The 19,597-nt window shown below is 70.0% G+C and carries 26 protein-coding genes and 3 tRNA genes; 15 read left to right on the top strand and 14 right to left on the bottom strand.

Going from position 1 to position 19,597, the window contains the following annotated elements; translation table 11 throughout:
* Window positions 1-110: 110 nt before the first annotated feature.
* Both amcB and amcA read left to right on the top strand, forming a co-directional pair.
* Complete coding sequence (gene amcB / locus KOI35_RS41985) at window positions 111-1,217, top strand: cyclophane-forming radical SAM peptide maturase AmcB (protein ID WP_308121394.1); 1,107 nt, start codon at window positions 111-113, stop codon at window positions 1,215-1,217.
* On the top strand, window positions 1,183-1,419 hold the full coding sequence (amcA, locus tag KOI35_RS48080) for a multiple cyclophane-containing RiPP AmcA (RefSeq protein ID WP_246614641.1): 237 nt from the start codon (window positions 1,183-1,185) through the stop codon (window positions 1,417-1,419). Before amcB ends, amcA begins: the two co-directional genes overlap by 35 nt.
* Before the next feature lie 298 nt (window positions 1,420-1,717).
* Here amcA and KOI35_RS41990 read toward each other — a convergent pair whose 3' ends face one another.
* Window positions 1,718-1,933 (bottom strand): DUF3073 domain-containing protein, encoded by a 216-nt coding sequence (locus tag KOI35_RS41990; protein WP_215795311.1) that lies wholly within the window; start codon window positions 1,931-1,933, stop codon window positions 1,718-1,720.
* Between the two features lie 218 nt (window positions 1,934-2,151).
* Window positions 2,152-3,231 (bottom strand): Glu/Leu/Phe/Val family dehydrogenase, encoded by a 1,080-nt coding sequence (locus tag KOI35_RS41995; protein WP_215795312.1) that lies wholly within the window; start codon window positions 3,229-3,231, stop codon window positions 2,152-2,154.
* 155 nt (window positions 3,232-3,386) lie between these two features.
* Here KOI35_RS41995 and KOI35_RS42000 point away from each other — a divergent pair, with 155 nt between their 5' ends.
* Together KOI35_RS42000 and KOI35_RS42005 are read left to right on the top strand one after the other, a co-directional pair.
* Window positions 3,387-4,226, top strand: a complete 840-nt coding sequence (locus KOI35_RS42000) for a DUF8083 family protein (RefSeq protein ID WP_215795313.1) — start codon at window positions 3,387-3,389, stop codon at window positions 4,224-4,226.
* Between the two features lie 304 nt (window positions 4,227-4,530).
* Entirely contained in the window at window positions 4,531-4,740 is a 210-nt protein-coding gene (locus KOI35_RS42005; RefSeq protein WP_014687221.1) for a BldC family transcriptional regulator, read from the top strand.
* A gap of 83 nt (window positions 4,741-4,823) precedes the next feature.
* Here KOI35_RS42005 and KOI35_RS42010 read toward each other — a convergent pair whose 3' ends face one another.
* The gene (locus KOI35_RS42010) at window positions 4,824-5,201 is read right to left on the bottom strand and encodes a PPOX class F420-dependent oxidoreductase (protein WP_215795314.1); all 378 of its coding nucleotides are present in this window, start codon (window positions 5,199-5,201) and stop codon (window positions 4,824-4,826) included.
* Window positions 5,202-5,219: 18 nt separating this feature from the next.
* On the opposite strand from KOI35_RS42010, the gene KOI35_RS42015 reads away from it, so the two are divergent.
* The 4 genes from KOI35_RS42015 (at window position 5,220) to KOI35_RS42030 (ending at window position 8,510) form a co-directional block, all read left to right on the top strand.
* Window positions 5,220-5,996, top strand: coding sequence for a class I SAM-dependent methyltransferase (locus tag KOI35_RS42015; protein WP_215795315.1), 777 nt, complete (start codon window positions 5,220-5,222; stop codon window positions 5,994-5,996).
* A 43-nt stretch (window positions 5,997-6,039) separates the two neighbouring features.
* On the top strand, window positions 6,040-6,606 hold the full coding sequence (locus KOI35_RS42020) for an RNA 2'-phosphotransferase (RefSeq protein ID WP_215795316.1): 567 nt from the start codon (window positions 6,040-6,042) through the stop codon (window positions 6,604-6,606).
* A gap of 72 nt (window positions 6,607-6,678) precedes the next feature.
* Window positions 6,679-7,245, top strand: a complete 567-nt coding sequence (locus KOI35_RS42025) for a hypothetical protein (RefSeq protein WP_215795317.1) — start codon at window positions 6,679-6,681, stop codon at window positions 7,243-7,245.
* Window positions 7,242-8,510, top strand: a complete 1,269-nt coding sequence (locus KOI35_RS42030; RefSeq protein WP_308121389.1) for a PrsW family intramembrane metalloprotease — start codon at window positions 7,242-7,244, stop codon at window positions 8,508-8,510. Before KOI35_RS42025 ends, KOI35_RS42030 begins: the two co-directional genes overlap by 4 nt.
* A gap of 6 nt (window positions 8,511-8,516) precedes the next feature.
* On the opposite strand, the gene KOI35_RS42035 is transcribed toward KOI35_RS42030, so the two are convergent.
* Window positions 8,517-8,765 carry a hypothetical protein gene (locus tag KOI35_RS42035; RefSeq protein ID WP_215795318.1) on the bottom strand — a complete coding sequence of 83 codons (249 nt, stop codon included), beginning with the start codon at window positions 8,763-8,765 and terminating at the stop codon, window positions 8,517-8,519.
* A gap of 188 nt (window positions 8,766-8,953) precedes the next feature.
* On the opposite strand from KOI35_RS42035, the gene KOI35_RS42040 reads away from it, so the two are divergent.
* Window positions 8,954-9,373 (top strand): PaaI family thioesterase, encoded by a 420-nt coding sequence (locus KOI35_RS42040; protein ID WP_215795319.1) that lies wholly within the window; start codon window positions 8,954-8,956, stop codon window positions 9,371-9,373.
* Window positions 9,374-9,423: 50 nt separating this feature from the next.
* Complete coding sequence (locus KOI35_RS42045) at window positions 9,424-9,813, top strand: hypothetical protein (RefSeq protein WP_215795320.1); 390 nt, start codon at window positions 9,424-9,426, stop codon at window positions 9,811-9,813.
* Here KOI35_RS42045 and KOI35_RS42050 read toward each other — a convergent pair whose 3' ends face one another.
* Complete coding sequence (locus tag KOI35_RS42050) at window positions 9,814-10,122, bottom strand: hypothetical protein (protein ID WP_215795321.1); 309 nt, start codon at window positions 10,120-10,122, stop codon at window positions 9,814-9,816.
* Between the two features lie 41 nt (window positions 10,123-10,163).
* Here KOI35_RS42050 and KOI35_RS42055 point away from each other — a divergent pair, with 41 nt between their 5' ends.
* Entirely contained in the window at window positions 10,164-10,784 is a 621-nt protein-coding gene (locus KOI35_RS42055; protein WP_215795322.1) for an HAD family hydrolase, read from the top strand.
* Here KOI35_RS42055 and KOI35_RS42060 read toward each other — a convergent pair.
* Window positions 10,727-11,773: a TDT family transporter gene (locus KOI35_RS42060; protein WP_215795323.1), complete on the bottom strand. Its 1,047-nt coding sequence runs from the start codon at window positions 11,771-11,773 to the stop codon at window positions 10,727-10,729. The genes KOI35_RS42055 and KOI35_RS42060 overlap by 58 nt on opposite strands.
* Window positions 11,774-11,843: 70 nt before the next feature.
* Between KOI35_RS42060 and KOI35_RS42065 the strand changes: the two genes are divergently transcribed.
* Window positions 11,844-12,740, top strand: a complete 897-nt coding sequence (locus KOI35_RS42065) for a LysR family transcriptional regulator (RefSeq protein ID WP_215795324.1) — start codon at window positions 11,844-11,846, stop codon at window positions 12,738-12,740.
* Here KOI35_RS42065 and KOI35_RS42070 read toward each other — a convergent pair.
* A complete protein-coding gene (locus KOI35_RS42070; protein ID WP_215795325.1) occupies window positions 12,716-13,201 on the bottom strand; it encodes a hypothetical protein in 486 nt (161 codons plus the stop codon). The genes KOI35_RS42065 and KOI35_RS42070 overlap by 25 nt on opposite strands.
* A gap of 72 nt (window positions 13,202-13,273) precedes the next feature.
* Window positions 13,274-13,696, bottom strand: coding sequence for a nuclear transport factor 2 family protein (locus KOI35_RS42075; protein ID WP_215795326.1), 423 nt, complete (start codon window positions 13,694-13,696; stop codon window positions 13,274-13,276).
* 87 nt (window positions 13,697-13,783) lie between these two features.
* On the opposite strand from KOI35_RS42075, the gene KOI35_RS42080 reads away from it, so the two are divergent.
* From KOI35_RS42080 to KOI35_RS42090, 3 genes are read left to right on the top strand one after another with little or no spacing between them, the layout of a single operon-like run.
* Window positions 13,784-14,155, top strand: coding sequence for a YciI family protein (locus tag KOI35_RS42080; RefSeq protein WP_215795327.1), 372 nt, complete (start codon window positions 13,784-13,786; stop codon window positions 14,153-14,155).
* Complete coding sequence (locus KOI35_RS42085) at window positions 14,143-15,336, top strand: RNA polymerase sigma factor (protein ID WP_215795328.1); 1,194 nt, start codon at window positions 14,143-14,145, stop codon at window positions 15,334-15,336. Before KOI35_RS42080 ends, KOI35_RS42085 begins: the two co-directional genes overlap by 13 nt.
* A gap of 38 nt (window positions 15,337-15,374) precedes the next feature.
* Complete coding sequence (locus KOI35_RS42090; RefSeq protein ID WP_215795329.1) at window positions 15,375-15,722, top strand: hypothetical protein; 348 nt, start codon at window positions 15,375-15,377, stop codon at window positions 15,720-15,722.
* Window positions 15,723-16,256: 534 nt separating this feature from the next.
* Here KOI35_RS42090 and KOI35_RS42095 read toward each other — a convergent pair.
* The 6 genes from KOI35_RS42095 to crtI form a co-directional block, all read right to left on the bottom strand.
* Window positions 16,257-16,330, bottom strand: a tRNA-Phe gene (locus tag KOI35_RS42095).
* A 27-nt stretch (window positions 16,331-16,357) separates the two neighbouring features.
* Window positions 16,358-16,431: transfer RNA gene (locus KOI35_RS42100), tRNA-Asp, on the bottom strand.
* Window positions 16,432-16,486: 55 nt separating this feature from the next.
* A tRNA-Glu gene (locus KOI35_RS42105) sits at window positions 16,487-16,559 on the bottom strand.
* A 115-nt stretch (window positions 16,560-16,674) separates the two neighbouring features.
* Entirely contained in the window at window positions 16,675-17,574 is a 900-nt protein-coding gene (locus KOI35_RS42110; RefSeq protein ID WP_215795330.1) for a MerR family transcriptional regulator, read from the bottom strand.
* Window positions 17,564-18,115, bottom strand: coding sequence for an isopentenyl-diphosphate Delta-isomerase (idi, locus tag KOI35_RS42115; protein WP_215795331.1), 552 nt, complete (start codon window positions 18,113-18,115; stop codon window positions 17,564-17,566). The genes KOI35_RS42110 and idi overlap by 11 nt, the downstream gene beginning before the upstream one ends.
* Complete coding sequence (crtI, locus tag KOI35_RS42120; RefSeq protein ID WP_215795332.1) at window positions 18,112-19,584, bottom strand: phytoene desaturase family protein; 1,473 nt, start codon at window positions 19,582-19,584, stop codon at window positions 18,112-18,114. Before crtI ends, idi begins: the two co-directional genes overlap by 4 nt.
* Between the last annotated feature and the right edge of the window lie 13 nt (window positions 19,585-19,597).

Here is a 19,597-nt window from a genome sequence, read left to right on the forward strand (position 1 = left end):
CTGGACCGCAGAGCCTAGCCTCTGACGTGAGTTCCGCACACTTTTGCGGGAACGCGGCAAAGCATGAGTCACGGGACGGGGGTGCGGCGATGACGCCGGTCTGGAGCGGGATGCGGGGCATCGCGAGTGTCCCCACCTACGTCGTCATGCAGCCGACGACCCTCTGCAACCTGGACTGCGCCTACTGCTATCTCCCGTTCCGGGCCGCCGACAACCGGATGCCGGTCGAGGTGGCCCGGGCCGTGGCCGCGTCGATCGAGGGCTGGGCCCGCGACGGCCGGTTCTCGGTGGTCTGGCACGGCGGGGAGCCGCTGGCCGCCGGCCGCGATCACCTGGCCGCCCTGTTCGAGCCGTTCGGGCCTGGCGTCGAGCATCACGTGCAGACCAACGCCACCCTGATCGACGACGCCTGGTGCGATTTCTTCCAGACCCACGACGTACGGGTCAGCGTCAGCGTGGACGGCCCCGAGCCGCGCAACGGCGACCGGGTCACCCGGGGTGGCCGACCGGCGTACGACCGGATCGTGCGGGGCATCGAGGCGCTGCGCCGGCACGACATCGGCTTCTCGGCGCTCTGCGTGGTCGGCGATCCGCGGCCCGGCACGGCGACCGAGCTCTACGACTACTTCCTCGGCCTGGGCTGCGACGTGCTCGGCATCAACGTCGAGGAACTGGAAGGCGTGAACACGCGGACCAACCGGCACACGGCCGCCGACGTCACCGCCTTCTGGGCCGAGCTGGTCACCGCCTGGCGGGCCGATCCGCGCATCCACCTGCGCGAGGTCGAGTGGAGCCTGCGCTACGTCGCCGCCGTGCTCGACGAGACCGCCGACGATCTGCTGCCCCGGCAGCTCGACCCGATCCCGACCATCGCCCACGACGGCTCGGTGGTGCTGCTCTCGCCCGAACTGGCCGGCTTCTCCGACCCGCGCTACGGCGATTTCACCAGTGGCAACGTGCTGAGCACTCCGCTGGCCGAGATCCTGGCCGGCGCGGCGGACACCCCGTGGATCGGCGAGTTCCTGCGTGGCGTGGAGTCCTGCCGCGCCGCCTGTCCATACTTCGGCTTCTGCGGGGGCGCTCACGCGGCCAACCGCTACTTCGAGCAGGGCCGGTTCGACACCACCGAGACGGACCACTGCCGGAACAGCAAGATTCGCCTACTGGAGGGAGTGCTGGACCATGCCCGAGATCACGAGCCCTCGGCTGTCCGATGACCGGTCGGAAGAGCAGGGGACCGATCCGGTGACGACACGGGTGCACGACACCCGGGACGGTCTGGCGGCACTCCTGCACGAAGCGGAGGAAGCCCGGCGAGCACGTGCGGAGAGCACGTCAGAGGACGGCTCGGCGGTGTGCGCCTGGAACCACTTCGAGAACATCCCCACGTTCTACAACTGGAACAACAGACCCAGATAGATGGCTGCTGGGACATGGCGTCGCTTCGCTCCGCGGCACTCGCCTCTGCGAGGTTTGTGAGCAGACAGCCAATTTCCGGCACCGCAAACCCCGCGGCGACGAAAATCGGCTGTCTGCTCACAAACGAGGCGAGTGCGGGCAGTTAGCGATTCTCGCGTTCACGCAGGTCTGCGCAGTTGAACCCGGTTCGAAGCCCACGCGAGTGTTGGCCCGCGTGGGCTTCGGTGTGAACCGTAGGGTTGTTGACCACGGACGCACGTGAGCACGCGGTCAGCCGCGTGCTCTGTGCAATACGGGGTCAGCGCCTTGTTGTCGGCGACCAGGTGTCCTGGTCGTCCTCAGCGTCGTCCTCGTCATCGTCGACGAACTCATCTTTGTCGTCGTCGAAGTGACGGTCGGACTGACCGGCACCCGCCAGTTCGCGCTGCAAGGCGGTGAGGTCGGTGTTCGGGGAGTGATACTTCAACTCCCGGGCCACCTTCGTCTGCTTGGCCTTAGCACGGCCGCGCCCCATGGCTCGACCCCCTCGCACAGAATTCGGGGCAGCCCGAAGGCGGGCCCCGATGACGTTAGGCATCTCTCGTGGGTCTTACGGTACATGGACGATGCCGTCTTCGGCACCTCGGGTTGCGTGTGACACTGCCGCGCGTCGCGGTTTTCCGTCCCGGAACGCGCGGCAGGCCCCAAACTCGCCTCTTCGACCCACCGTTCGGGTAGGCGAAGGCGGCCCGTTCAGCCGAGGAAGATCGAGCGCAGGCGGCCGATCTCGGCCATCCGCTGCTCGGCGAGCCGGTCGGCGGCGACGGCCGGGGCGACGCCCTCGGTGTCGGCCATCTCGAGGATCCGGCGGGTCGTGTCGAAGATGCCGGTCGCGCGCAGCTTGGCCCGCTCGAAGTTGAAGCCCTCGATCTCGTCGGCCACCTGGATCACGCCGCCCGCGTTGACCAGGTAGTCGGGCGTGTAGAGGATGCCCCGCTCGGCCAGCGACTTCTCGATGCCGGGATGGGCCAGCTGGTTGTTGGCCCCGCCGGTCACCACCTTGGCCCGCAGCACCGGCACGGTGTCGTCGTCGAGCGCACCGCCGAGCGCGCACGGCGCGTAGACGTCGAGATCAGAGGTGATCAGCGTTGTGGTGTCGGCCACGAGCTCGATCTGGGGATAGGTGGTGCGGGCCCAGCTGAGGGCGGCCTCGTTGACGTCGGTGGCGATCACGGTCGCGCCGTCCTCGATCAGGTGGCCGGCCAGATATTTCCCGACCTTGCCGAGACCGGCGATGCCGACCGTGCGGCCGGCCAGCGACGGGCGGCCCCAGGTGTGGTCGGCGGCGGCGCGCATGCCCTGGAAGACGCCCCAGGCGGTGAGGATCGAGGAGTCGCCGGCACCGCCGTGCTCGATGCTGCGGCCGGTGACGTAGCGGGTCTCGCGGGCGATGACGTCCATGTCGGGGACGTAGGTGCCGACGTCGCAGGCGGTGTAATAGCGGCCGTGCAGCGACTCGACGAAGCGCCCGTACGCCCGCAGCAGCCCCTCGGACTTGGCCCGGGCCGGGTCGCCCCAGATGACCGCCTTGCCCCCGCCGAGGTCGAGACCGGCGAGAGCGTTCTTGTACGCCATCCCGCGCGAGAGCTTCAGCACGTCGGCGAGAGCGGCGTCCTCGCTCTCGTACGGATAGAAGCGGGTGCCGCCGAGCGCCGGCCCGAGGGCCGTGGAGTAGATCCCGATGATCGCCTTGAGGCCGGTCTGCCTGTCCTGGCAGAAGACGACCTGTTCGTGACCGGTGGCGTCGGTGCCTTCGGTGTCGAACACGCCCATGGCTGTTCTCCTGATCCTTTTGTCGTGGCCCTCGTGGGGCCGGTCGTGCCCGGCGGGGGTGGTGCCGGACATAGCGAGCCTAGTCGGGCGGGCCGGGAGCGGATTACGTCCGCGCGGGAGATTCCACCTGGCCGAATTCGTGAAAGGATCGCGCCGTGCCGTCACTGTTCGCGTCGTACCTGAGGGTTTACGAGCCGCTGACCGCCTTCGACCGCGACCGTCAGGTTTTCTGGCGCAAGTACGCGCGTGAGGGCCGTGCTCTGGGCCCGGTCGAGGGCCCGGTCCGCCAGCGGACGGCCGTGCTCGAGGCGCTCGGCGCCGGCTGGACGCGGCTGCCCGATCTGCCCGACGAGGCGTACGTGCTGCAGTGGGGCGACTCGCTGCTGGTGTGCCCGTGGAATCTGCGTCTGCGGGTCGCCGAGGCGGCCCTGAACGCGCGCGACGGCGTGCCCAGCGTGCTGGCCGACGCCTTCGTCCCGCCCGTGCTGGCCGGTCAGGCCAAGGCCATCGTGGAGGACTGGCGCAGCGGGGCCAAGGTGCTCGAGCACGGGGTGCCCCGGGTGCACGAGCAGATCGCCACGTGGGGCGTGCCGCTGCGCTGGTTCGTCTTCGTCGACCTGGAGGAGCGGGCGATCGACCTCGCGTCGGGCCAGCGCGTGCTGCGCTATCGCACCGAGATCTCCAAGGCCCGCCGGCGGGCCCACCGGGCCGTCTCCGTGCTGCGTAAGTCGCTGGGCGACGCCCCGATCACCGAGGCGGTCGAGGAGGGCACCCGGTGGCTCGAGGAGTTCCACCCGCGCTCGATCGTCGAGCTTGACTACGGCGGCCTCGTCAACCTTCTCCCGGATGACGTTTTGTCCGGTGACGATTCACCCGGACTGGTGGCGGCCGGACTTTCGGCACTCTCGCGCGGCGACGCCGACGACGCCTCCGCCACCTACGAGACGCTGGTCGATCGCTGGCGGGCCGTCCAGTTGCTGGAGCGGTGCAACTGAGTTGCGCCTGAGCTGCACAAAGGCCGGTACAAACCGGATATCTGTGGTGTAATTACCCACGCTGGGAGCGCTCCCGAGGTGAACACTCTTCGTGATCGTGGCTCGCCGAAGCGTGATAATCGGACTAAACGAGACACTATCTGGCGTAGAAAACACGCAAAAATCGGGCATGCTTCATCCGTCTATCTGGGGACCTTCGTCCGTTCGGCCCATGTCGGACATCGGGGACTAGCCGGACCATGAGAGACGCACCGGCCGGCGGGACCCCGGCCGTTGTCTATAGGTACCTGTGGAGGAGTGACCGATGGCATCGCGTACGCACGATCCTGAGCCGCTACTAACGCCGGCCGAGGTGGCGTCGATGTTCCGCGTCGACCCGAAGACCGTCACCCGGTGGGCGAAGGCAGGCAAGCTGAGTGCGATCCGCACTCTGGGCGGCCACCGTCGTTACCGGGAGTCGGAGGTTCGCGCCCTGCTGCAGGGGCAGATTCCCACGCAGCGCCAGGGCGACTGACCTCAGTCGATTCGCGAGATCGTTGCTAGGGGCGAGCGTCGGGGAAGACGATCGCCCCTTCTTCGTATCTTCGCGCGGGCGATTTATGCGGGATCGACCACAATTACGGTGATCCGGTCGCGCTGGCCCAGCAGCCGGTAGCGGAGCGTGCCGAAGATACCGAGCATCCGGTATTTGCGGCCGAGCACGCCGGCGAAGTGGTCACGCTCGGCGGGGGTGCCGATGCGGGCGCGGCCGTCGACCGCCTCGCCCCGGACGTTGCCGCGCACATCGCAGGCGGCCACGGTGACGTGCGGGTTGTTGCGCGCCCGCTTCACCTTCCACGTGTCGGTGACCGTCCAGATCGCGACTCCGTCGCCGGCCGGCAGCACCCAGACCGCCGTGGGCACCGGTGTTCCGTCCTTGCGGTAGGTCGTCAGGGAGACGTACTTCTCGGAACCGAGTTGCTCCAGCGTCGGCATGGGCCAAGGGTAGTGGTCATGGAAGAGCCAGCCATCGGCGACGTGTTCGGCGAGATGATCAAGGACGCGTACGCGGTGCGCTCGGGCGTGGGACCGCGGCCGCTGGCCGGTGGGCGCTGGCCCCGGCCGGTCATCGAGGTGATCGAGCGGGACGATGGCCTGATCAACGGGGCGCCGGCCGATCACTATCTCTCGGAGCCGGGCGACTGGCGCGGGTTCGACCACCGGGCGCTGCGCCTGGTCCGCGGGCACGTGCTCGACATCGGGGTCGGCGCGGGCCGGACGGCGGTCGAGCTGCAACGTCGAGGCATGGCGGTGACCGGCCTCGACACGTCGGCCGGGGCGATCGAGGTGGCCCGCAAACGCGGCCTGCGTGACACCGTCCGCAACACCGTCGACGGGTACGCCGTGGCGAGCGCCCGCTACGACACGTTCCTGCTGCTCGGCAACAACCTCGGCCTGCTCGAGAGCGCCGAGCGGGCCCCGGTCCTGCTGGAGGCGCTGGCCCGGCTGGCCAATCCGGGCGCCCGGATCATCGCCCAGGGCACCGACCCGTACGGCACCACCGACCCGGTGCACGCCGGCTATCACCAGCGCAACCGGGAGCGCGGCCGGCTCGGCGGCCAGCTGCGGCTGCGGTTGCGCTACCGGCGGCTCGCCACCGAGTGGTTCGACTATCTGAACTGCTCGGCGGCCGAGCTCGAGACGCTGATCGAGGGCACCCGGTGGCGGCTCAAGGAGATCGACGATCAGGACCGGCCCTACTATCTGGCCGTGCTGGAGCTGGCCGGATGAGCCGGGCTGGAGCCGGTCGGACGAGCGGTGCGGAGCTGGCCGGATGACCGGGTTGAGCCGCGAGCAGGTGCGGGTCAGCCGGCGTCTTGCGCTGGTGCTGCGGCATCGGCCCGAGTCGGCCGGGCTCGCCCTCGACGCGAACGGCTGGGTGCCGGTGGCCGACCTGCTGGCCGCGCTGGGCCTGACCCGGGACGAGCTCGATCTCGTCGTGGCGGGCAACGACAAGGCACGCTTCGCGATCGCCCGGCGCGACGACGGCACCGACTGGATCCGGGCCAGCCAAGGGCATTCCCGCGGGGTCGATGTCGATCTCGGTCTCGAGCCCGCCGAGCCGCCGTCCGTGCTCTTCCACGGCACGCCCCGCGACAACCTCGCCTCGATCCTCCGCGAGGGTCTGCGGCCGCGCAGCCGTCACCATGTGCACCTCTCCCCGGATGTACCGACCGCGCTGAACGTCGGCGGCCGGCGTTCGTCCGACGTGGTGGTGCTGCGGGTCGCCGCGGGCGAGCTGGCGGCCGGTGGTCACGTGTTCCACCGCAGCGCCAACGGGGTCTGGCTGACCTCTTTCGTGCCCGCCGAACGGCTTTCGGAAGAACCGACAAATCCGTAATCTCCCAGGCTGCTCCGTGCTCCACAATGGCCGTACGTCACGAGGTCGCGTACGCGCCGTTAGCGTTGAGGCATGGCGAGGCTCACCCGGCGTCAGCTGACGAATCTCCTCGGTGCGCTCGGTGTCGCCGCCACCCTGGGCGGGCTGGCCTTCGGACTGCCGGCGATCGATCGTTCGCTGCCCTCCGAGCGGGCGATCAGCACCGACGAGCCCTATCCGATCGGCGCCGGAGTGACCGTGGTGCCCCCGGCCGGTGCGGTGCTCGACGTGACCGGCACCCGGCCCGGCGACACCGAGGGCACGGCGCTCTTCCGGCTCGGACCGGTGCGCTACGCCATCGCCGTCCGGCCGTTCGACGGCGACCTGACCGCGGCGGCCGAACGCCTGCGCAAGCGGATCGTCGACACCACCGGCTATCAGGTCACCGGCGCCCAGCTCACGGTCAGTACGGCTGGTGGGCTGGCCGGGCTCCAGGGCGGCTACACCGCGCCCGGCCGGGGCGGGCGCTACGCCGTCTTCGTGGCCGGCGGGCACACGATCGAGGTGACGATCAGCGGGAACGACCTCGACCTGGGCCGCACCCTGCCGCAGATCGACGCGAGCACCCGCACCCTGCGCCAGGACGGCGAGCCGCAGTGACTGCTTCTGTGGTGCGGCCCTCCGGCCGTACGGGAATGATCGCTCTCACCCGGGAACCGGCCTTCTGGGTCGTGCTCACCCTGCTGATCGCCGGCGGCGTCCGGATGACCCAGTTGGCCGGGCACTTCTTCACCGCCTACCCGCGGGCCACGGCCCTCTCGGTCCTGCTGTTCGCGCTGCTCGCCGTGCCGTTCTGGCTGTTCGTGTCGGAACTCGACTTCATCGAACGGGAACCGGCCGAACTGCTCGCGCTGGCGTTCGCGTGGGGCGCTCTGGTGGCCACCACCGTCTCGATCCCGGGCAGCGCGGCCCTGGAAAACCTGGTCGCCAAGCTCGGCTCGCCGCACCTGGCGGCCGACTGGGGGGCCGCGATCGCCGGGCCGGCGGTCGAGGAGGTGGCCAAGACCCTCGGCGTGGTGGCCGTCGTGCTGATCGCCCGGTCGCAGGTCAACAGCGTGCTCGACGGCATCGTCTACGGGGCGATGGTCGGCCTCGGCTTCCAGATCGCCGAGGACATCGTCTTCGCCGTCGGCGCGGTCGCGCTGGCCGGGCAGGGCGACCAGGTGCAGCCGGTGATCGCCACCTTCCTGCTGCGCGGCTTCCTGTCCGGAATCTGGAGTCACACCCTGTTCGGTGCGCTGGCCGGCGCCGGCATCGGCTACCTCGTGGTCAAGCGGGAGCGGAGCCGTCCGCATCGGGTCGGCGTCGCCGTGCTGGCCGTGCTGGGCGCGTGGGCCTCGCACGCGTTGTGGAACTCGCCGGTGCTCGTCGATGGCCTCGGCAACGGCACCCTGGCCCTGCTCGGTGTCCTGCTGATCAAGGGCCTGCCGCCGCTGCTGCTGATTCTGTGGCTGGTCCGGCGGGTGCACGACCGCGAGGCCGACTACTACGCGGGATGGCTGGCCGGGCTGGGCGATCCGCAGCTGATCACGGCGGGCGAGCTCGAGGTGCTCGGGTCGGGGTCACGCCGGGCGGCGGCCCGCCGGCTCGCCGGGGAGCACGCGGGGCGGGAGGCTTCCGCGGCCGTACGCCGTCTGCAACGCGCTCAGGCCCGGCTGGCGGTGGAGCTCAGCCGGGCCGACCCGGAGGCGGCCGCCGTACGTGCGGCGGCCGTCCGGGACCAGCGGGCCGTGCTGCGACGCCTCGGTCATCCCGAGGCCGTCGCGGGCCCGGTCACGTGGCGGCACCGGGCGTCGACGATCGCCACCACGGCCGTGGCGATCGCCGTGCTCTGGGTCGCGCTCAGCGCCCTCGGCGGGGCTTAGGACGACTCAGACGGCCGGCGGGTGCCCGCCGTCGCCGTCCACGATCATGTCCGGGTTGCCGTCCTGGTCGAGGTCGACCATCGTGATGTCGACCTTGCCGTCGCCATCGGTGTCGAACTGGAACAGGTCGGGCTTGCCGTCGCCATCGGTGTCGGACACCCAGACGTCGGGCTTGCCGTCGCCGCTCGAGTCCTGCGCGATGAGGTCGACGCGCTCGTTCCCACGCGTCTCGACGGTCTCCTGGGGCTCGGTCATGCTGGCCTCCCTGCGATGTGAATGAGGGTTATTCAGGGCCGACCTCGACTTGCACACAGCCGCAGGTCAACGACTGGCTAAGCACCGCCCTGAATAATCCTCACTTGCCTTGCGAAACACGGTCGCAGGGAAGAGTAGGGCCCAAGTCACAACACCGCGAGCCGGGCCTCGCCGGTAACGTTCATCGAATGGACATAGCGGCCGACAGCGTGCAGGACCTCTTCACGACCGGTGGCGGTGGTTCGCTCGGCGAGCGGATGGGCATCCAGCTCAGCGAGGCCTCGGCCGAGCGGGTCGTGGGCACGATGCCGGTCGAGGGCAACACCCAGCCGTACGGGTTGCTGCACGGCGGAGCCTCCTGCGTGCTGGCCGAGACACTGGGCTCGGTCGGGGCGGTGATGCACGGCCAGACCGTCGACCGGCCGTTCGCAGTGGGTGTCGACATCAACGCCACGCATCACAAGGCGGCGCGCTCCGGCGTGGTCACCGGCGTCGCTACCCCCGTGCACCGGGGACGCACCATGGCGACGTACGAAATCGTCATCACCGACGACAGCGGCGAGCGGATCTGCACGGCCCGCATCACCTGTCTGCTGCGCGGAGCCTGATTCCGTGTCTCAGCGGGCAAACCTTGACCACTCCACGTACCTTCTTTGACGTGACCGAGGTACCACAGCACGCTATCGACGACGCGGCACTCGTTCTTCAGAGTGCCCTGAGCGGCGACAGTGACGCAGTGGTGGGCACGTTCGACTCGGTGGTCGACCGCTCCGGCATCGTCGGCGCCTATGACGTCGCCTGGTGCCTGGCCGCCACCATGGTCGGGCAGGTGCCCTCCGGCGGTGCGTGGACGCTCGACTTCCCCGGCATCGACGACGCGCGGTACGACAAGCGCTGGGTGGCCCGCTTCGTCAGCGCCTACGTGAACGCCGACATCTCCACCGGTGAGGCGCTGTTCGGTGCCGCGATCGCCGACGGCCAGTTGCCCGACTGTCTGCTCGCGCTGGCCGGCTCGACGGTGGCGACGCTGCGCCACCGTGCCGCCTGACTATCGACCGCGTAGATACAGCGCTTTCGCGTACTGCGCCGTGGCCGCCTCGTTGTACATCGAGGCCTCCTGCATGTAGAACTCGTGGTCGGCCAGCGCCGCCTGCGCCTGTGACGTGCTCTTCCAGCGGATGGCCGCGTCGATCTCGGACAGGCCGCGGGCTTTGAACTGCCGCCGCATCGCCATCCGCCCCTTGCGGAACACCTCCTGCGCCTCCTCGGCGCCCTTCATCGCGGCGAAAGCCTTCTCGCTGAGCGCCTCGGCCATGGTCCAGGCCGCCTGCTCCGCCGCGTTGGTGAATGTCAGCACGCCGTCCTCCTCGTCCCCGCGAAGCCTGACAAGATCGATACATGTTGCTGCTCATCGACCTGGACAACACTCTTATTGACCGCGCAGCAGCCTTCAAGGCCTGGGCCCGTACACGGTTCGGGGATACCGAGGTGCCGTGGCTGGTCGAACAAGATCGGGACGGCTACCGGCCGAAGGACGAACTGGCCCCGGTGATCGCGGCCCGTTACCACCTGGAGCCGGCCGAGGTGCTGGTTGAGCTGCGTGCGGGCATGGTCGACCAGTTGGCGCCCGACCCGTTGGTGGCGGCCGCGCTGACTTCGTGTGCAGCGGCCGGCTTCGTACCGGTGGTGGTCACGAACGGCACGGTCGCCCAGCAGGAGGCCAAGCTGCGCCGCACCGGCCTGGACCGCCTGGTCGCGGGCTGGACGATCTCGGAGGGGGCCGGAGTGCGCAAACCCGACCGCCGGATCTTCGAGCTGGCCGCCGCCTCGGTGGGCCGCCACCTGGACGAGGGCGGGTGGATGGTCGGCGACCACGCCGAGTACGACATCGGGGGCGGGGCCGCGGCCGGATTACGTACGGGCTGGGTGTCCCGGGGTCAGTCCTGGCCGGAGTCGCTCGACTATCGCCCGGCGGTGACGGCCATCGACTGCGTGGGCGTGCTGGCCGCCCTGGGCTGACGCCAGAGGTCGCTCCGTACGGTCCGGGTCGCGACGATCGCCCAGGCCGACACCAGCACCACGAAGAGGACCACGGCCAGCGTCGTGAGCAGCGGCGATCCGGTGCGGGCGGCCATACCTCCGGTGCCGGTGACGACCGTGCCGATCGGGAAGGTGAAGCCCCACCACGTCAGAGAGAAGGGCATTCCCTCCCGTACGGTCTTGACCGTGATCGCCGCAGCCAGCGCACCCCAGAAGAGCGCGAAGCCCAGCGTCGGTACGCCGTAGAGGACGGCCAGCATCTGGGCCCCTTCCGCGTACGGCGAAGGCAGCACCCCCTCGGCCGAGCGGCCCAGCAGGTGGAACGCGGTGACCGACTGGCCCAGCGGTCCGAGCACGATCCACAGTGTCGGCACCATGCGGGCGGCGCCGACCTGGTGCCGGACCAGGCGGCCCCAGATCTGGCTGATCACGAGGACCGCGGCGAACAGGCTGATCCCGGCCAGCGCGTAGCAGGCCAGCAGCAGGTCACGGCCGTCCGGCACGTGCGGCACGAGCAGTGCGCCGGTCGCCGCCGACACCATCGGCGACACCACCGGCATCAGCCAGCCCCCGAAAGCCGAGTCGGGCGCGGCGGCCAGCGTGGGCCGGGTCATCATCCGGTACGGCACCGCGACCGCGACGATCAGACCGAGCACGGTCCCGGCGGTCCACAGCACCAGATCGACCGGTACGGCGATCTCGGCCGGCCCGAGCAGCAGCGTGCCCGCGCCCACGGTCATCAGCGCCATCGGCGGCGCACCCCAGAACTGCATCAGCACCGGGTCGTCGAGATGGCTGGTGCCGCGCCGGGCGGTGGCCACGGCGAGGGCGACGAGGAGCGTGGCGGCCAGCAGCCACATCGCGGTGGCGAAGACGTGCTGGCCGGGCACCTGGACGGGCAGCGTGGCGGCCGCGGTGGCGACGATCCCGGTGCCCATGACGGAGGCGAACCAATTGGGTCCGAACATGTCTCCACCCTGCGCCGGGAAAGCCGAGGCCAGTAGGTGTCGATCTCGCCTGAGGTCATAACCTGTCTTTATGCCCCTGCCGCCGTTGACCGCCGACCTGGCCGGTTTCGATCTGCTGCTCAGCGTCGCCCGGCTCGGCAGCGTGGGCCGGGCCGCGGCCGAGCACCGCATCTCGCAGCCGGCCGCCAGCGCCCGCCTGCGCGAGCTCGAGCGCCGGGTCGGGCTGACCCTGCTGCACCGCACGCCGCGCGGCTCGACCCTGACCGAGACCGGCGCGCTGGTCGCCGACTGGGCCCGCTCCGCGATCGACGCCGCCGACGCGCTCGCCGCCGGGCTGGCCGCGCTGCGGGCCACCCACGACAGCCGGCTCACGGTCGCCGCCAGCCAGACCGTGGCCGAATATCTGCTGCCCGCGTGGCTGGTCGCCCTGCGCGCGGCCCATCCCGGGCTGGCCGTGACGCTGCAGGCCGCGAACTCGGCCGACGTCGCCGCCGCGGTGCTCGACGGGCACGTCGAACTGGGTTTTGTCGAGGGACCCGACCTGCCCGCCGGTCTGCACGCCGAGGTGGTGGCGACCGACCGGCTGGCCGTGGTGGTCGGGCCGGGACATCCGTGGGCCCGGCGCCGGCGGGCGGTCACGGCCGACGAACTGGCCGCGACCCCGCTGGTTTCACGTGAATCCGGGTCGGGCACTCGGCGGGCGTTCGAGCAGGCGCTGGGCGACCTGACCGCAGCGGCGCCGCTGCTCGAGCTGTCGTCGACTACCGCCATCAAGCACGCGGTGACGGCCGGGTCGGGGGCGGCGGTGCTCAGCTCACTCGCCGTGACCGCCGAGCTGACGGCCGGCACGCTCGTGGCAGTGCCGACCGCGGTCCCGTTGCAGCGCCGGCTCCGGGCCGTGTGGCGGGCGGCCGACCAGCTGATCGGGCCGGCTCGGGACCTCTACGCGATCGCCCTGCGCGCCTGAGCCCGTCTCCTGGTTGCCCCGATCAGGACGGCTACACCCATGATCACGGCGACGATCAGGGAGATGGGTAGCCAGTCGGCGGAGTAGAACGACAAGGCGATCAGGGCGACCATGCTGAGGTAGGTCCAGGCGCTCACCGCGTACGGGAAACGCAGGGAAATCACGACGAGGATCACCAGTTGAGCGGCCAGCAGGGCGGGGTGCCACGAGAACGGCGTGCGGTGGTGCGCCTGCACGGCCAGGCCGGTGACCGCGCAGGCGAGCCAGGTGAGGCGCCAGGTCAGCAGCGGGCGATCGGCCAGCAGGGCGAACGGCAGGCCCAGGAGCAGGCCGCCGACCCAGCACAGGATGGTGGGTAGGCCGGATTTCAGGTCGAGGTAGGTGGCGCCGCCGTACGCGAGATAGACAGCACCCGCGCCGGCGGCGATCCTCCCCTTCGGCAACGCTCGTAGGGTCTTCATGGCTCGACGGTAGGTTCGCGGTCACGCTGAGTCGTGATACCTCGGAGCCGTCTTCGCCGTCATACCGGCGTACTACGGCTTGAGATCGACGGCGGCGGTGAGCGAGCCGTCCATCTGGAACGGCACGGATTCGTGCTCGTGGACGACCAGCCAGCGGCCGTCGATGCGGCGCAGGCCGATCGTCACCCGGAACCACATGGTGAACTCGTCGGGCGTGCCCTTGGGGGTCGCGGTCATCGAGTCGTAGCTGGTGGCGAACGCGACGTCGCCGTCGACGGTGATCTCGAGCTGGGTGACCTCGCGTCGCGGCGGCGTCTCGAAGGTGGCCAGCCACTGCTCGATCGCGGTCGCGTCGCTGTGGTGGACGCGCTCGCCGAGCGGCGGCGCGAGCGAATAGAGCAGCACCTCGGGGGCGGAAAAGGCCAGGTGACCGGGCACGTCGCCGACGCTCAGCCGAGCCGCCCGGCCCTCGATCACATCGCGGATCTCCTGCATGGTTCCTCCTTCTTCGGCAATCTTTCGACCGGGACGTCGAAGCCGGCGGCCCGGCTTCGACATCCTGGTGAGAGAAGGAGACAGCCGATGAAATATCTGATCCTCATCCAGTCGAACGAGCGCAGCCTGGCGCTGTGGGACAAGATGTCGGACGACGAGCGGACGGCGTTCGGGCGTGGCCACCTGACGCTGAACGACGAGATGTCCGAGGCGGGCGTGCTCGTCGCGTCCGAAGGGCTGGCCGATCCGGCGCTGGCCCGGTTCGTGGCCGTCCGCGACGGTTCCACGGTCGTCTCGGACGGTCCGTTCACCGAGGTCAAGGAACACCTGGCGGGCTTCTACCTGATCGACGTCGGCGACGAGAAGGAGGCGTTCTCGTGGGCGGCGAAGGTTCCGGACGCGGCGACCATCGGGGTTGAGGTGCGGCCCGTGCTCGACATGAGCGGGTGGGAGTTCTGAAGTCGTTCGACGACGTGTTGCGGGCGGCCGCGCCGCAGGTGCTGGGCGCGGTCGTCCGCCGATACGGTGACTTCGACGCGAGCGAGGACGCGGTGCAGGAGGCCCTGCTCGCGGCGGCCAAGCAGTGGCCGGTCGACGGGGTGCCCGGCGATCCACGGGCGTGGCTGATCCGGGTCGCGTCCCGCCGCCGGATCGAGCTGCTGCGCAACGAGGAGGCCCGCCGCCGGCGCGAGGCTGTGCCGCCGGATCCACCACCCGAGGTACGCGGCGACGACGAGCTGACACTGCTGTTGCTCTGCTGCCACCCGGCCCTCACCCCCGTGGCCCAGGTGCCGTTGACGTTGCGGGCGGTCGGCGGTCTGACCACGGCGGAGATCGCGCGGGCCCTGCTGGTGCCGGAGAAGACCATCGGACAGCGGATCAGCCGGGCCAAGCGGAAGATCCAGGAGGCGGGCGGGCGGTTCTCGCTCTCCTCCTTGTCGGGACGACTACCGGCCGTACGGCAAACGCTCTATCTGATTTTCAATGAGGGGTATACGGCGAGCTCGGGGCCGTCGTTGCATCGGGTGGAGCTGAGCACTGAGGCGATTCGCCTGACGCGCCAGCTGCACGAGCGGCTGCCCTCCGACGGGGAGGTGGCCGGGCTGCTGGCGCTGATGCTGCTGACCGACGCGCGACGGCCGGCGCGGACCCGTGCGGACGGTGGGTTGGTGCCGCTCGCCGCGCAGGACCGGGCGCTCTGGAACCGAGCCTTCATCGACGAAGGGGTTGCCGTCATCACCGAGGCGCTGCGGTCCACGGCTATCGGGCCGTTCCAGTTGCAGGCGGCGATCGCCGCGGTGCATGCCGAGGCGACGTCCGCGGCGGACACCGACTGGCCGCAGATCCTGCAGTTGTACCGTTTGCTGGCCGCGGCCGCTCCCGGTCCGATGGTGACGCTGAACCGGATCGTCGCACTGTCCGAAGTCGACGGGCCGTTGGTCGGTTTGCGGGCCCTGGACGAGGCGGCTGGTGACCCTGCGCTGGCCGGGCATCATCGGGTGGCCGCGGTGCGGGCCCATCTGCTGGAGCGGGCCGGTGATCTGGACGCCGCTCGGGAGGAGTATCTGCGGGCGGCGCGGTTGACGTTGAGCTTGCCGGAGCGCCGCTACCTCGAATCCCGCGCGGCCGGGTTGCGCTGACTCCCATTTCTGTCGTACCCGTCGGCCAGAATGCGGGTATGGATGAGGCGTTGGCCGTGCTGAGGCGGGAGTTCGAGGGCGCTTTTCTTCTGAACCTGCGTGGCGAGGGCCTCGTCTGGGACCGAGCGGCCTTCAGCCGGCTGGAGCAGGCGATGCGGACGGCCTGCACGGAGTTCGAAGGCCGCGAGGATCTGCCACGCTGGATGGCCGAGGGCTTCTACGAGGCGTCACATTTCGTGGCGGAGTGGACCAGTCACCCAAACTTCCCTCGGCCCGAGCCGGCGCAGTATTACGAGGACTGCCTGGAGCGGCTTCGAGACCTGGCCGACTGGTTCTTCCGTGGCTGGCACGCCTATCAGGAGCCGCACGTGTGGCGTGACCTCTGACGTCCAACCCGGTCGCGTGGGGCGGCGGGGTTGTCATCATGCGGCGCGGTTGCCGCAGTGGCGGGCACGGCCGATCGAGTCGCGGCGGGTGGTGCGAACGCTCGGCTTTGCCGAAGTGGGGCCGCCCAGCTGAGCCCGCACCGACGGTAACCCAACGAGTGACGACGCACGAGTCATCGTGCTCCCAGCAAACGCCGAAGGCAGCGCCAGTAAACAGCGTCGCTATTGCCGCTCGGCGTCGCCGCTCGGCGTCGGCGTTTGCCGCTTGGCGTTGGCGTTTGCCGCTTGGCGTTGGCGTTTGCCGCTTGGCGTTGGCGTTTGCCGCTTGGCGTTGGCGTTTGCCGCTTGGCGTTGGCGTTTGCCGCTTGGCGTTGGCGTTGGCGAAGCCAATTTCCACCCCAGCCAAACCCGATGGTGTGAGGCGGCAGAGGGGGTGCGGGTGGCGTAGCCCCCGCCTCGCGCGACGAAGTCGCGCGGAAAGAACGAGGCGGCCAGGTTCGCGCTCTCCGCGAACACACGACCGCCCCCGACTCGTGGCCAGGGGCGGGGTCGAACCGCCGACCTTCCGATTTTCAGTCGGACGCTCGTACCAACTGAGCTACCTGGCCTTGGTACTGCCTTACGGTGAAGCTTTGCGGTCCTGACGGGACTTGAACCCGCGACCTCCGCCTTGACAGGGCGGCGAGCACTCCAACTGCTCCACAGGACCTTGCTGTCGTTCCTTGCTCCGGAAGTGTAGCGACTGCTTCTCGCTAACTTACCAGTACCCCCAACGGGATTCGAACCCGTGCTACCGCCTTGAAAGGGCGGCGTCCTGGGCCACTAGACGATGAGGGCAACGCCGTAAGTATTACACGTTCGCAATACTCTGGCTTTGACCCCAACCGGGCCCCCGCTTGAGGCTTGGAAAGCATACGTGATCCCCCGCCCCGCCTCCAAACCGGTATCCCGATCAGCGCTGAACTGGGAAAACGGCAGCCGCGATGGACTGCACGGCCGAAGTGAGGTCGGTGAGCTGGACCACCCCGTCGGGCAGGATCTCGGGCCAGCCGGGGCCGGCAGCGGCGGTCAGCAGGGGTGGCGGATGCCCGGCCGTGGCCACCCGGCTCAGCTGGCCGGGGTCGGAGGTCACCTCGGTTTGTGACCACAGCACCACCACGGCGGGTCCGGTGCGTTCGATCGCGTCGCTCAGGGCGGCCGGCGGCACTCGAGCTCCCAGCAGACGACTGGGGACGCCGACTTCGGCCAGGGCGGCGGCCAGCGCTTCCAGCGGCAGGGTGTGTTGTTCCTCGTCGGCCCCGGCGAGCAGCACCTGTGGGGGTACCGAGCTGTCGGGGCGCGGTACTGAACTGAGGACTTCGGTCAACGTACGGGAAAGCATGTGTTCGACCTCGACGAAGCGCTGGGTGGCTTCGTAGCGCTCACCGACGCCGACCAGCACGGGGACGGCCACCTCGTTCCAGGCGACGACGACGCCCCGTTCGGTCACCACCATCTCGAGGATGTCGCGCATCGCGGGTGCGTCCAGGCGCATGGCGGCCCGGGCCAGTCCGCGGGCGGCCGGGGTCACCGGGCCCAGGGCGATGGCGTGTCCCCCGCCGGCGCGCCCGGTCGACGGCGCGGCGGAGGATCGCTGGGCCCAGGCCGCTGCCTCGGCCGGTGCCACGCCCTGGGAGGTCAGCCGGCGCATCACCTCGAGCCGGTCGAGGTCCTGCTCGGTGTAGCGCCGGTGATGCCCGGGTACGTGTTCGCTGGGCCCTAGGCCGTAGCGCTGGTGCCAGGTCCGCAGGGTTGTGACCGCCACCCCGAGGCGGCGGGCTACGGCCCCGGCGGTGAGCCCCTCAATGACCATCAGACAGCCGCTGGGTGACTCCGTGCAGCCACGGTGCGTACGACCGGGGGTCGTTCTCCAGATCCGTGAGCAGTGCGGGGACGTCGATCCAGCGCAGGTCGGCGACTTCGTCCGGGTCGGGCGATGCCCGTACGTGGGAAGGAAGGTCTCCTACCAGCACGTGGTCGTACTCGTATTCGACGCGCCCGGTGGCCGGGTCTTCCGCGTAGTAGGCGTAGACGCCGACCTCGGTCAGCGGGATGTCGGCGATCCCGATCTCTTCGACCAGGCGGCGCGCGGCTCCGACCGTCACCGGCTCGCCGGGCAGGGGGTGGCCGCAGCACGTGTTGGCCCAGCGCAGCGGGAAGCGGGTCTTGACCGGCGCGCGCTGCTGCAGGAGCACCCGGCCGTCGGCGTCGCGCAGGAACACCGAGAACGCGCGGTGCAGCTGACCCGGCGCCGTGTGAGCGTCGGCGACGGTGGCCGAGCCGACGGCCACCCCGTCGGCGTCGACGAGCTCGACCAGGTGGCCCTCGCGAACGGAGGATACGGAGAGGGTCACGACGTCACCCGGGCCGCAGCCAGCTTCCCGGAGATCAGCACCATCGGGACGCCGACGCCGGGCTGGGTGCCCGAGCCGGTGAAGACCACATTGTCGAGGCCGGGGTGCAGGTTGGACGGGCGGAACGGGCCGGTCTGGGCGAAGGTGTGCGCGGCCGCGAACGGCGTGCCGGCGGCCATGCCCTGCTCCTCCCAGTCGGCCGGGGTGATGATCCGCTGCACTTCGATGCCTTCACCGAATCCGATGTAGCCGCGTTGTTCGAGGGTTCGGACGAGCGACGCCGCGTAACGCTCGGCGAGGCCGCCGCGCCAGTCCATCGGACCGGCGAACAGGTTGGGGGTGGGGGCGAGCACGTAGTAACTGTGCCGTCCGGCCGGGGCTAGCGAGGGATCGGTGTGGGTGGGATTGGTCACCAGCAACGACGGGTCGCTCATCAGCTGACCGCGGTCGATGATCTCGTCGAATGTGCGGTGCCAGGTCGATCCGAAGTGGATGTTGTGGTGGGCCGTCTTGGTGTAGCCCTGCTTGGAGCCGATGTGCAGCACGACGCAGGACGGCGAGTACTTCAGCTTGCGCGGCCGGGCCGGTGGCAGCAGGTCGCGTTTGGCGATCGGCAGGTCGGGGTTGAGCACCACCACGTCGGCCGGGATGCGCTCGCCGTCGGCGGTCAGCACTCCGGTGGCCCGGCCGTTGGCCGTCTCCACCTCGATGACGGTGGTGTCGTAGCGGAACGTCACGCCGTGCTTCTCGGCGGCGCCGGCCAGGGCCCGCGGGACGGCGTGCATGCCACCCTTGGGGAAGTAGACGCCGGCCACCGAGTCGAGGTAGGCGATCACCGCGTAGATGGCCAGGGCGTCGTGCGGGGCCAGACCGGCGTACATCGCCTGGAACGAGAAGATCCGCTGCGTACGGGGGTCGCGGAAGTATTGGTTGATCTTGGGTTGGAGGCGCCGGAACCCGCCCAGGCCGAGCAGCTTGAGCAGGTTGAGGTTGACCAGGTCGACCGGGGTGTCGAGGTTGCGGTCGATGAAGTGGTCGCGTTCCAGCTTCCACAGCTGCCGGGCGAAGTCGACGAAGCGCAGATAGCCGTCGGCCTCGCGAGCGCCGCAGACCCGGGCGATCTCGGCCGCCATCCGCACGGTGTCGGTCCGTACGTCCAGGGTGGAGCCGTCCGGGTAGTACGCCCGGTACGCCGGGTCGAGCGGCGTCAACTCGAGCCAGTCGCTCAACTTTTCACCGACCGCGGCCAGCGGCTCCTCGATCAGTTCGGGCATGGTCAGCACGGTGGGGCCGGTGTCGAACTCGTACCCCTGCATCGAAAGCTTGCCCGCCCGGCCACCGGGCACCGACTCGCGCTCGACCACCGTCACCTGCCGTCCGGCCGCGGCCAGATGCAGGGCGCAGGCGAGCCCGCCCAGTCCGGCGCCGACGATGACCACCCGATCTGTCGGTCCTGTCACGGTTCTCATGGATCGCACCTCC

Source organism: Paractinoplanes bogorensis (genome assembly GCF_018829635.1).
Taxonomy (GTDB): domain Bacteria; phylum Actinomycetota; class Actinomycetes; order Mycobacteriales; family Micromonosporaceae; genus Actinoplanes; species Actinoplanes bogorensis.

What these genes read in the sequence shown, in the direction of transcription:
- amcA (WP_246614641.1), top strand. Translation starts at nt 1,183, where the DNA reads ATGCCCGAGATCACGAGCCCTCGGCTGTCCGATGACCGGTCGGAAGAG.
- KOI35_RS42065 (WP_215795324.1), top strand. Translation starts at nt 11,844, where the DNA reads ATGCCCCTGCCGCCGTTGACCGCCGACCTGGCCGGTTTCGATCTGCTG.
- amcB (WP_308121394.1), top strand. Translation starts at nt 111, where the DNA reads ATGCGGGGCATCGCGAGTGTCCCCACCTACGTCGTCATGCAGCCGACG.
- KOI35_RS41990 (WP_215795311.1), bottom strand. Translation starts at nt 1,933, where the DNA reads ATGGGGCGCGGCCGTGCTAAGGCCAAGCAGACGAAGGTGGCCCGGGAG.
- KOI35_RS42075 (WP_215795326.1), bottom strand. Translation starts at nt 13,696, where the DNA reads ATGCAGGAGATCCGCGATGTGATCGAGGGCCGGGCGGCTCGGCTGAGC.
- KOI35_RS42010 (WP_215795314.1), bottom strand. Translation starts at nt 5,201, where the DNA reads ATGCCGACGCTGGAGCAACTCGGTTCCGAGAAGTACGTCTCCCTGACG.
- KOI35_RS42015 (WP_215795315.1), top strand. Translation starts at nt 5,220, where the DNA reads ATGGAAGAGCCAGCCATCGGCGACGTGTTCGGCGAGATGATCAAGGAC.
- KOI35_RS42070 (WP_215795325.1), bottom strand. Translation starts at nt 13,201, where the DNA reads ATGAAGACCCTACGAGCGTTGCCGAAGGGGAGGATCGCCGCCGGCGCG.
- crtI (WP_215795332.1), bottom strand. Translation starts at nt 19,584, where the DNA reads ATGAGAACCGTGACAGGACCGACAGATCGGGTGGTCATCGTCGGCGCC.
- KOI35_RS41995 (WP_215795312.1), bottom strand. Translation starts at nt 3,231, where the DNA reads ATGGGCGTGTTCGACACCGAAGGCACCGACGCCACCGGTCACGAACAG.
- KOI35_RS42080 (WP_215795327.1), top strand. Translation starts at nt 13,784, where the DNA reads ATGAAATATCTGATCCTCATCCAGTCGAACGAGCGCAGCCTGGCGCTG.
- KOI35_RS42110 (WP_215795330.1), bottom strand. Translation starts at nt 17,574, where the DNA reads ATGGTCATTGAGGGGCTCACCGCCGGGGCCGTAGCCCGCCGCCTCGGG.
- KOI35_RS42090 (WP_215795329.1), top strand. Translation starts at nt 15,375, where the DNA reads ATGGATGAGGCGTTGGCCGTGCTGAGGCGGGAGTTCGAGGGCGCTTTT.
- KOI35_RS42025 (WP_215795317.1), top strand. Translation starts at nt 6,679, where the DNA reads ATGGCGAGGCTCACCCGGCGTCAGCTGACGAATCTCCTCGGTGCGCTC.
- KOI35_RS42035 (WP_215795318.1), bottom strand. Translation starts at nt 8,765, where the DNA reads ATGACCGAGCCCCAGGAGACCGTCGAGACGCGTGGGAACGAGCGCGTC.
- KOI35_RS42020 (WP_215795316.1), top strand. Translation starts at nt 6,040, where the DNA reads ATGACCGGGTTGAGCCGCGAGCAGGTGCGGGTCAGCCGGCGTCTTGCG.
- KOI35_RS42055 (WP_215795322.1), top strand. Translation starts at nt 10,164, where the DNA reads ATGTTGCTGCTCATCGACCTGGACAACACTCTTATTGACCGCGCAGCA.
- KOI35_RS42060 (WP_215795323.1), bottom strand. Translation starts at nt 11,773, where the DNA reads ATGTTCGGACCCAATTGGTTCGCCTCCGTCATGGGCACCGGGATCGTC.
- KOI35_RS42005 (WP_014687221.1), top strand. Translation starts at nt 4,531, where the DNA reads ATGGCATCGCGTACGCACGATCCTGAGCCGCTACTAACGCCGGCCGAG.
- KOI35_RS42040 (WP_215795319.1), top strand. Translation starts at nt 8,954, where the DNA reads ATGGACATAGCGGCCGACAGCGTGCAGGACCTCTTCACGACCGGTGGC.